A 10,185-nucleotide genomic window follows, 5' to 3' on the forward strand; every position below is an offset into this window, starting at 1 on the left:
CTCGCCCGGTGCGAACCATCCGCCCAGATCAACCGCTGGCCCGGCCGTGCTTCGAGCGTGGATAAGGCCTGATCGAGACGATCGAGCAGCACAGAAGCCCCCTCGCCCGGCAGCCCGCGCAACAAGGCAACCCGCGGGCGCAACCGGACATCGCCGGCGCTCGATCCCAGCGGCCGTGCTAGCGTGGCGGCCAAGGTCTCGGCCAGCCATTGCCAGCGCTGCCGGCTCGCCGGGGTGCGCGACGCGACCAGGAACACGCCCCCGCCCATCCGCGCCACCAGCGGCCCCTCATCCCCGGCGCCTTCGTTGTGGGCCAGCGCGAAGTCACGGATCATCTTGCCCGCCAAGGCCAGCAAGCGATCGCCCGCCGCCACGCCATACGCGAGGTTCACCGACTGAAAGCGGTGCAACCCGATCAGCATCGCCTGCACCGGCGCACCCTTCGCATCGAGCCACGCCCGCGCGGACTGCGCGCTGTCGAGCCCGGTCAGGATGTCTGGCATAGGTGGGGCGGTGTCCATTGCGATTGCCTATTGCAGACAAGCTGTTGCCAAACCGTTCGCAACCCGCACCACTCTCACGCTTTCGCCCGCCCGCGCTTTGACATTGCAAACCGCCCGTCCGCCCCATATCAGTGCGCCAACCCGGCCCGGAACTGTTGCGGCCGCGGGGAGGATACGCGACTCATGCCGAAACCCGCGCGTCTGGCCCTGCTGGTCTCGCCGACCGACCGTGCCGAAGATTTCGCCGCCGATCTGCGTAAGGCAAACCAGTTCGTCGATCTGGCCGAAGCCGAAATCGTGGTGGTGGTGGGTGGCGATGGCTTCATGCTGCAAACGCTCCACCAGATGCTTGATGATGGGCGGGTGATCCCGGCTTACGGCATCAACCTGGGCACCGTGGGCTTCCTGATGAACAAGGCGCGCAGCAGCCGCTCGCTGGCCGAACGCATCGGCCGGGCCAGGACCATCGCGGTAGCGCCGCTGGCGATGCGCGCGATCAACAACCTGGGCGAAGTGCGCAATTTCTGCGCGATCAACGAAGTGTCGCTGCTGCGCGAAACCCGCCAGACCGCCAAGCTGGAAGTGACGGTCAACACCAAGGTGCGTATCGCCGAATTGTCGTGCGACGGGGTGCTGGTGGCAACCCCCGCCGGATCGACCGCCTACAACCTCTCGGCCAATGGCCCGATCCTGCCGCTAGGTTCGGCGCTGCTGGCGCTGACCCCGATCAGTCCGTTTCGCCCCCGCCGCTGGCGCGGTGCGATCTTGCCCGATACCTCGAAAATCACCTTCCGCGTGCTCGAAGCGGTCAAGCGGCCGGTCGCGGTGGTGGCCGACCAGAAGGAGTTTCGCGACGTGCGCGAAGTGTCGGTCAGCGTCGCCACCGACCATCGCCTGACGCTGCTGTTCGACCCCGGGCACAGCCTCGACGAACGGATCGTGACCGAACAGTTCCAGGTGTGACGAGCAAGCCAGCAGGTGCGTTGCGGTGCCGTTGCAAGGCCTTTGCAAATTCACCGTAGGGACGTGGGCTTAGCCACTTGCCAAACCACGACGCGATGGTATACGCGCCACCTGCCTGGGAGACTGGGCTGCTCCCTGATAGCTCAGCGGTAGAGTAGGTGACTGTTAATCACTTGGTCGTTGGTTCGAATCCAACTCGGGGAGCCATTTTTTTCCGCAGGCCTGGAAATAAAGTAGCCGGGAATCAGAAGCGCAATCAAAAACGCAGGCTGATCGACGCGTTGATCCGGTCGACGCGATCGAGCCGGGTATAGCTGCTGAAACCGTGTGCGTATTCCAGCGCGATGAGCGGAAGCCGGGCGCCCGGCACGATCTTTACGCCCAGCCCCGCATTTGCCGCAGAAAATCGTGCGCGTTCTGGCCCTGTTGGCGCGGTGAGTCGGCCAAACCCTGCGGAAACAAAAACATAAGGGGCGATGGCAGAACCGCTGCCCAGCACGGATTGCCTGACATTGGCATTGAGCTGGGCGCGCACCACCAGCCCTTCATCGACCGACGTGATACCACCCACGTACGCCGACAGCCCGTCATTGCCCTCAAGCGAAAACTGCTCGGCACGGAATTGCGCCTGGCCGAAACTTGCTTGCCCGGTTGCCGTCAGCGCAAGGTCGAGCGAGTGTGCCACTGCGAAATCCCCACGTGCGCTGGCGTTCACATGAGTAAATGCCGTACCCGAACCCTGGCGGGTGAAGGGAACCCCCGTAGCCAGCGCTTCGCCATGGCTGATTGCCGCCAGATTGCCCAACCCCTGGCTCAATTGCAGGGTGGCCGAGACGCTGGAAATGCCCAGACGATCGCGTGAAATCGCCGCGCCAAACCGGACCACGGCGTAGCGATCGCGGGCCAAGTCCACGCCGAAATCGGGCAAGGTGTTGCGTTCGTCGATCTGCTCGATCGCCAGCGACAGTGCGGCTTTCCCGGTCCTCCGCCGTTCCAGGACATATTCGGACCTGAGCGACAGGCGCCGCAACGTGCCGATGGTGCGCGGCGCCCCGGCCGCCGGCGCGGGCATCGTCCGCGCGTACGTTGCTTCCGGGTTCAGCGTCAGCCGCCCGCGCGCGAACGGCACGATGGCCCCGCCGCCGAGCACGCGCACGCGCGCTTCGCTGGCCAGAAACCGCGACAGATCGTAGCCCGACACCGCCAGTGCATAGATCTGTTCGCCCCGCCCGAACGCCGAGTTCAGCGACATTTGCGCAGTGATCCCGTAAGTCTGCAACGACCGATCGAAGGCGTTTTCCGCACCGATCGCACCACTCAGCAAGGCTTGGCGGCCATCGATTTCGAGCACCGTCCCGCCGCGCTGCTCGCCGCGCGAAAGCGTTGAACGCAAGGTTACGCCGGGAAGATCCCCTGCCAGCGCCAACGCCTGCTCGATCGTGCCAAGGCGGACGTGCCGCAAACTGACCAGATGCCCGAGGCGCGCCATCAAGGGCCGCTGGATGCGCTGCGGCAGGTGCGACACATCGATCCGCTCGACAAACCCGTCAAGGACCGCGAACCGCACCGGGCCCCCGTCGCGCAAGTCCTGCGGCGGGACACTGACCCGCGCAAGCACATAGCCGGCGCGGGCGTAAGCCGCCTCGATTTCCGAGGCGGCGGCGTAGATTTGCGTGAGCGTATCCCGCCGCCCTTCAAGCGGGCCAACGATCGCCGCGGTTTGTCCGGCCAATTCGGGAAACCCGCCTTCGACAACGATGGTCGACGGGACAAACGCAAGGCCGCCGCTGCCAGGCGGCGCCTCAAGCGCCCCGCCAGTCGGGAATTCGGGCGGGACAGACGTTGCTGGGGCCGGAGCGATGTTGGGCGGAACCACCGTGATCGGTGCGGCGGTCTGGGCGCGGCTATCGGGTGCGGCCGTCATGATGAATGCCGCAGGCGCCGCCACCATGGCCAGTGCTCGGCCAAGCCTGCCCGCAACCAGATTCGATCCGAGCATGCTCAAAACGGCAAGGATCGCGTCCGCAAGGCCGGCAACACGCTGTAGGCAAAGCTGTTCATCGGCGATTGCAGGAAACGGATTGCATAATTGGCATTGGCCGCCACCAGGCCCGAACCGTTGATTGCATAGAGGCCGGCTCCGCTCGATGTGCTTGCCGACGACGTGTACATGGCCGTGCCCGTAGTTACCGAAGCCAGTGTGTCGCCATTGACCAGTCCGATCGCCAGTTGTGACCCGGTGAGCGGACCCGCCGCCTGTCCGGCCCGCGTCGTGACCGGGTTGGCGGTGTAGTAGACGATCAACGACGCCGGGGTGACGCTCAGCGACGAGAAATTCGCAGGCGCCTGAACGAAAATGTAGGTGTAATTGCTGTTGTTGCCAGCCAGGCCCGAACCGGTGATGGCATAAGTGCCGACATTGCTGGTTCGCGATGCGCTGGAGCTGAAAGTGGCGCTGCCGGTGGTCACGGTGGCAAGTGAATCACCGCCGACCAGCCCCGAAGCGATGGCTGTTCCACTCAGCAGCGGGTTGCTCTGGCCGTAACTCCGGCGAATGGTGTTGGCGAGATACGTGATGCTCAGCGATGCCGGCAGGATCGTGCCGATCGTGCCCGCCGCCCTGGTGGGCAGGAGGTAATTGCCAAGGTTGGTGCCGCTGCTGGCCTGGTAGTCACCCGCCGCGAGCGTGGCCGTGACGAGGATTCCATTGCCGGCGTTGGCGGTGGCGTAAGCGCCCGTGGTGCGGGTCACTGTCGCCCCTTCACCGCTGGCGAACCCGGCGAGCAGGAAGTTGGCCGGGGTCAGCGTGGCGATCCGGGTGCCATCGTAAGTCTTGGATGCAGACCCGACCAGCGACGCGGTGACCACGGTGGAGAGTTGCGCAGGCGTGATCGTCAGCCCGGTTGCGTTGCCCGGCGCCTGGGCGAAGCTGAAGCTGTAGTTCGAACTGGACGGTGACAGGCCCGATCCCAGGATCGCATATTGGCCGACGTTCGACGTGGCCGTCGCGGTGGAGGTGAACGTCGCGGTGCCGCTGGTCACGCCATTGAGCGTTTCGTTGTTGAGGAGGCCCGATGCGGCAACGCTTCCGGTAAGCGGTGGATTGGATTGGCCATAAAGCCGACTGGCGGCGTTGGCGGTGTAAGTCACCAGCAAGGGAGCCGGGTTGATCGTCAGGCCGGTCGCGTTGGTATTGTACGTGATCGTATAATTGCTCGCCGACCCCTGGCTGAATACCGCGTTCGAGCCCGATAGCGCGTATTGACCCACGCCGCTGGTAGCGATCGCCGGGCCGGCCACGCTGACCGTTGCGACGCTATCGCCATTGACGAGCCCGCTGTTGGCGGTTGCCACCGCCGCACTTGCGGTGTCGTTCGCCGGATTCGACCCGCCGTAAAGCCGCGACAAGGCGTCGGGCGTCAAGGTCAGCGGGCGCGGGGTAACGGTCAGCGTGCCATTCGACAGAACCACCCGATAGTTGGAGGTCGCGCCGGTCTGGGTGACGGCGTAGCTGCCCACGCCGGATGTCGCATTGGCGACGCTGCTCAACTGCGGTGACGAATTCAGCACACCGCCGTTTTGGCTACCGAACACGCTGAACGTGAGCGCTGGATTGGCATTGCCATAAACACGTGACGCATCGTCGGGCCTGATCCACAGCACGCGCGAAAGCGCGTAAAGTTCAGGGTAATGCGCGGTCGCGTCCCCGCCCTGCCCGGACTGGTTCGGCGGCGCCCACACGTTTGAGAAATCGAACCCGCCGTAGTTTGTCCGGAAGGTGTTGAGGTCCTGCATCTGCGCAGTCGTGCGGCCGGCGCCGATGAACGTGCCGTCGTTCTGGCCAAAGCCGGCGGGCGAGGCGGTGGTGAGCGTGTCCCAATAGGAATTGGTGACCGACGAGGTCGAGCCCAGGTTCCACCCGACGATCCCGCCGACTCGTGTCGAGCCGCTGACCGCGCCCACTGCGTACGTCCGGTTGATCGACCCGGTGTTGCCGCCAACGAGCCCACCGACGATGTTCTGCCCCGTCACTGCGCCGGTCGCATAGACGTCACTGGCTGTTCCAGCGCCCTGCGCGCCGTTGAGCACACCCACCAATCCGCCCAGGCTGTTCGATCCGCTGCCACCGAAGACGTTGCCCGTGGCGTATGAAAGCGAGATCGTGCCATAATCGTAACCGACCAACCCGCCGGCACCCGTGCCCACGCCGAGCGTGACATTGCCCGTCGCAACCGATCGGGTCACCAGGGACCCATTGGTCCCCGATCCCAGCAATCCGCCGACCGAGTTCGATCCCGAAACTGCGCCGCTGGCGTTGGAATTGCTGATCGTGCCATCGGACGTGCCGACCAACCCCCCGACATTGGTGTTGCCGCTAACCATCGCCCGCGCGGTGCTGCCGTCGATCGTGACGTTGTCGACCGTTCCGACCAGCCCGCCGACCGATAAGCCTCCGATGACCGAGGCGGCGCGCGATTGCGACCGCGTGATCAGGTGCGCGGCCTCACCCGCCAGCCCGCCGACGTTTTCACTGTCGGCGCCGGCGCTGACCGAACCGCTTTGATCGCCCGCGTCGATATATCCGCGGGCCAGGCCGACCAGCCCGCCGATGTCATAAGTATGATCGAACTGGAACGGGCGGCCGCTGTTGGTGCCGGTGGTGGCAATGCCGGTCGCCCCGGGCACTGCCACGCCGGTGACCGTGCCGTCGGCGCGCGATCCGAAGATCGTGCCCGCATCATCGAGCCACCCGACCAGCCCGCCAACATAAAGGAATCCGCGCACCTCGCCGCTGGCGGTCGATTGGCTGATGCTGCCCGCGCTGAAACCGACCAGCCCGCCGATGTCGAAATTGGCGTTGGTGGAGCCGGTCCCGGTCACGCTGCCGGTCGCGCCCGATCCCGAAATCGAGCTGTCGGTGTTGAGGTAGCCTACCAGTCCGCCGATCTGCGCGTTGCCCCTTACGGCGCCACTGGCCGAACTGTCGACAATCGTTGCGGCAGAGGCATTGCCGACCAGCCCGCCGATCCAGTAGCTGTTTTCCAGATCGTTGCCGGTAACGGTGGCGGTGCCGCCCGTCGATGAATTCGAAACCGTACCGCCGTTGATGTTGCCGACCAGCCCGCCAACATAAGCCAAGCCGCTGACCGGGGCGAAGGACACCGTATTCGTGATCGAACCACCCGCGATATAGCCCACCGCGCCGCCGACGGCGATCCCGGTCCCGGTGACAGATCCATTGGCGGTGCCGCCACCAATCGTCGAGCCACGGAGGAGTTGGCCCGCAATCCCGCCTACGCTGCCCTGGCCAATGACGATCGAGTTGCTGACAACGCCGTTGAGCGCCGTCCCGCTTTCGGCTTGCCCGATGATGCCGCCGATGTTGGTGCCGCCCGATACCCGGCTTGAAGCGGTCGTGATGGACTCGCTGATTGTGCCGTCCTGCGAATGGCCGACCAGCCCGCCGATCTTGTCGCTGTTGACAGGATCGCTCCCGGTCACCACGCCACCCGCCAGCGAATTCGATACTGTTCCGCCGCCGTTGATATTGCCGACGAGGCCACCGACGAAACCGAGCCCGGTGACCGCACCGGTCGCGGTCCCATGGCTGACGGTGCCGGTCAAATACCCGACCAGCCCGCCAATCGTGACGCCGTTGGGAGAACTGACCGATCCCGTTGCGGTGCCTAGGTCGAGCGTAGACCCATCGATCAGCGCGCCGGCAATGCCACCGACGTTGTTGTTGGTAGCGCTGACCGTCGCATCGCTCGTCACGCTGGTGAGCGCGCTGCCCTGATTGGCGAGCCCGATAAAGCCGCCGACATCGTTGAAGCCATTGACCCTGACAATGCCATTGGTGGTGCTGATGACCGTGTCGTTGCTGAGCGCTGCCCCACCGGCAAAGCCGGCAAACCCACCGACCGGGTTGTCGACATTCGCATCGGTTGACGTGGCAGTAATCGTGCCGCCGCTGACCAAGGACCCGGTGATCGAACCGCCGATGCCAATCACCGCATCGGGGTTGATCGCCCCTGCAAAACCGCCGACAAAGGCATAGCCGGTCACGTTGCCGCCGGCGGCCGAATTGGTGATCGTGCCGCCACCGTTCATCGCACCGACAAAGCCGCCCACGGCGTAGCCCGTGGCGTTCGTGACCGAGAAGCCGAATGACCCGTCGATCGTGGCCGCACCGGCGATTACCCCGATGAAGCCGCCGGCATTGCCCTGGCCGTTGACGACTCCCGTCGCCGTCGACGCCGTGATCGTGCCCCCGAACGCCGATCCCACCGCGCCACCAGTGCCGTTGGTGCCCGTCACGGTGGCCCCGGTGACGGCGTTGTGGATCGTGCCCGCGCCCAGCGCGCCGACCACGCCGCCGACATTGGGCGCGCCGACGACCGCCACATCGTTGACCGTAACCGTGTTCTGGACCGTGCCCGCCGTCTGCGTGCCAAGGATGCCGCCCACCCCATTGCCGCCCGATCCGTCAGTTGCCACGCGACCGGTGATCGTGCTGTTGCTGACGGTGCCGCCGTTGATGTTGCCGGTCGAAGTGCCGACCAATCCGCCGACATTGTTGATCCCCGACACCGACCCGGTGAAATTCGAGGCATTGACCGCGTTGGTGCCACAGATCAGGCACACCCCGTTCTGCGCGGTCGACAAAGTCCCGGCAACGCCGCCGGTGTTCGAGCCGCCCGTGATGCTGGCTCCGGTCAGATCGGCGCGGATCGTGCCCGACGAAAAGCCGAACAGCCCGACGTTGGTGGTATTGGGTCGGTTGATCGTCAGCCCGGTGATCGCAAGGCCCTGGCTGTAATAGACCCCGGTATAGCCCGCGTTGTTGTTGAGCGCGTTGCCGTTCACATCGGTGCCCAGCTGCTGGAATCCGGCGCCGCTGTTCCATCCGGCAGTGGAGCTCGCGTCGATTGTGATGTTCTGCGCGTAATACCCTGAAAGATTAGTGTTTATTGCCTGAAGATCATTGACGTTGTTGACCAGCATGTAGGGGAACAGGACCGACCCGCTGGTCGTCAGGACATCGCCGCTGAAATCGGTTGGCGTGGTGTAGCTGGTCGGGTTGTAGAAGATGTTGATTATGCTGCCATTCGTCAGCACCTTTGCGCTGTTGCTGAAGCTGACCGTTCCGCTGCCCGAACCGGTCTGGTCTGCCTTCAGTTCGATGAAGGCGCCGTTGGTGGCGGTCAGGGTCTGGCTGAAATTGATGCTGTGCGTGGCGCTCACGAACAGCGAATTGCCGCTGGTCCAGCTTACGGTGTCGTTGAAATTGATATCGCCGCTCGATCCCGCGATGCCATCGTTGCTGTTGATGAAGACGGCATTGGTCTGAAGATTGGCGCTGAGATCGGCGCCCGAAATATCGCCCCCGGTTGGCGCGATCGTGAAATCGTGCGCCGCCTGGCTGGGGTCGATCACCCATTGTCCGGTCTTGCCATTGGCCGCCGTGGTATCGACGCGGATGCCGTTGAGATCGACCGCTTGTCCCGAAGTCTCGACAAGACCGCCGTTGGCCACTGGCCCGCCGCCCCGCGCAGTAAGCGTGCCGCTGACCGTGACCAGCCCGCCATCGCCGCCCAGCAGCTTGATCGTGCCTCCGTCAGCCACCGCGCTGTCGGCACTGATGGCGCCCGTCATGTTGATGACATTGCGCACCGCGTCCTTGACCGTTGCCGCCAACAACCGGACTGTGCCACCGCTTGCGGTGATGGTCCCGCTGCTGTCGATCAGCGCACCGCTGCCGGTGATCAGCGCAGTCGGCACCGACACCTGGAGAAAATTGCCGCCGTTAAGGTCGAGCGCAATCCGCTCGCCCGAGCCCAAACCGACCTTGCCCAGCGGGACCGCGATCGTGCCGCTGTTGGACACCGCGCCGCCAAGCAGCGCGACAAAAGCATTCTCTCCAGCACGGATCGTGCCCGCGTTGGCGACGCCGGCCGACGCCCCGTTGCCAGTGAACGCAAGGTTGCCGGACATGAAATCACCATCGGCGATATCGAGCGTCGAAGCCACGAAGCCGCCGCGCGTGTCGACCGCGCCGCTTGGCGTGATGGCAATGCCGTTGGTATTGACGAGGTAGACCGCACCGTTCGAACTGATCTGCCCGGCGATCGTCGAACTGGCGCTGCCGGTCACCCGATTGAGCGTGGCCGATTGCGCGTCGGGCTGGTTGAACACCACGTTGTTGCCGGCGCCGACCGAAAACCCGGTCCAGTTGATAACCGCGCGGGCGCTCGACTGGTTGACCGTTACGCTGCTGGAGCCAGCATCGACCTGGGCGCTACCGGCGGCAATCGATGCGCCGCTGGGCAGCGTGTCGGCGAAGGCCGGCTGTGCCGTGATACCGGCAGCAAGCATGAGCCCGATTGACGCGAAAAGGCGCACTCGAGACAGGATGGTCGCGCCATTCTGGCGGGCACGAAAACGACGCAGCGCGGCATTCTTGGACATGGAACCCCCATGGTCTGCGAATCAAGGCATAAGCCAAATGCTTGCGACGTCTTGGGGTTCGGTTGTCTTTTGGTATCTGGTCCTGAAACTTTCGTTCAAAACCCGGAGTATGGTCTTCGTCGTGCTTCAAATTTCAGGTCAGGCATCGCGAAGAAGCGCGGGCTGATCAGGTTGATCCCGCCTTTGCAATCCGCCAGCCTGGCGCGAATGTAGGCCATTTTGACCACAAACAGCACCGAATTTATCGCTC

5 protein-coding genes and 1 tRNA gene are annotated in these 10,185 nt (G+C 64.6%); 2 read left to right on the forward strand and 4 right to left on the reverse strand.

The genetic code is table 11. From position 1 onward, the window contains the following. Window positions 1-503, reverse strand: a 503-nt coding sequence (locus Q0R16_RS15470; protein ID WP_295638041.1) for a GGDEF domain-containing protein, incomplete at its 3' end; no start/stop codon positions are given. Between the two features lie 183 nt (window positions 504-686). Here Q0R16_RS15470 and Q0R16_RS15475 point away from each other — a divergent pair. Next, window positions 687-1,466 (forward strand): NAD kinase, encoded by a 780-nt coding sequence (locus Q0R16_RS15475; RefSeq protein WP_295638044.1) that lies wholly within the window; start codon window positions 687-689, stop codon window positions 1,464-1,466. A gap of 132 nt (window positions 1,467-1,598) precedes the next feature. Further along, a tRNA-Asn gene (locus tag Q0R16_RS15480) sits at window positions 1,599-1,673 on the forward strand. Between the two features lie 49 nt (window positions 1,674-1,722). On the opposite strand, the gene Q0R16_RS15485 is transcribed toward Q0R16_RS15480, so the two are convergent. From Q0R16_RS15485 to Q0R16_RS15495, 3 genes are all read right to left on the reverse strand, one after another. Next, window positions 1,723-3,465 (reverse strand): ShlB/FhaC/HecB family hemolysin secretion/activation protein, encoded by a 1,743-nt coding sequence (locus Q0R16_RS15485; protein WP_295638047.1) that lies wholly within the window; start codon window positions 3,463-3,465, stop codon window positions 1,723-1,725. Between the two features lie 2 nt (window positions 3,466-3,467). Beyond that, entirely contained in the window at window positions 3,468-9,842 is a 6,375-nt protein-coding gene (locus Q0R16_RS15490) for an MBG domain-containing protein (RefSeq protein WP_295638050.1), read from the reverse strand. 188 nt (window positions 9,843-10,030) lie between these two features. After that, window positions 10,031-10,171, reverse strand: coding sequence for a hypothetical protein (locus tag Q0R16_RS15495; RefSeq protein WP_295638054.1), 141 nt, complete (start codon window positions 10,169-10,171; stop codon window positions 10,031-10,033). Between the last annotated feature and the right edge of the window lie 14 nt (window positions 10,172-10,185).

The organism is Novosphingobium sp. (genome assembly GCF_025351285.1).
Classification (GTDB): Bacteria; Pseudomonadota; Alphaproteobacteria; order Sphingomonadales; family Sphingomonadaceae; genus Novosphingobium.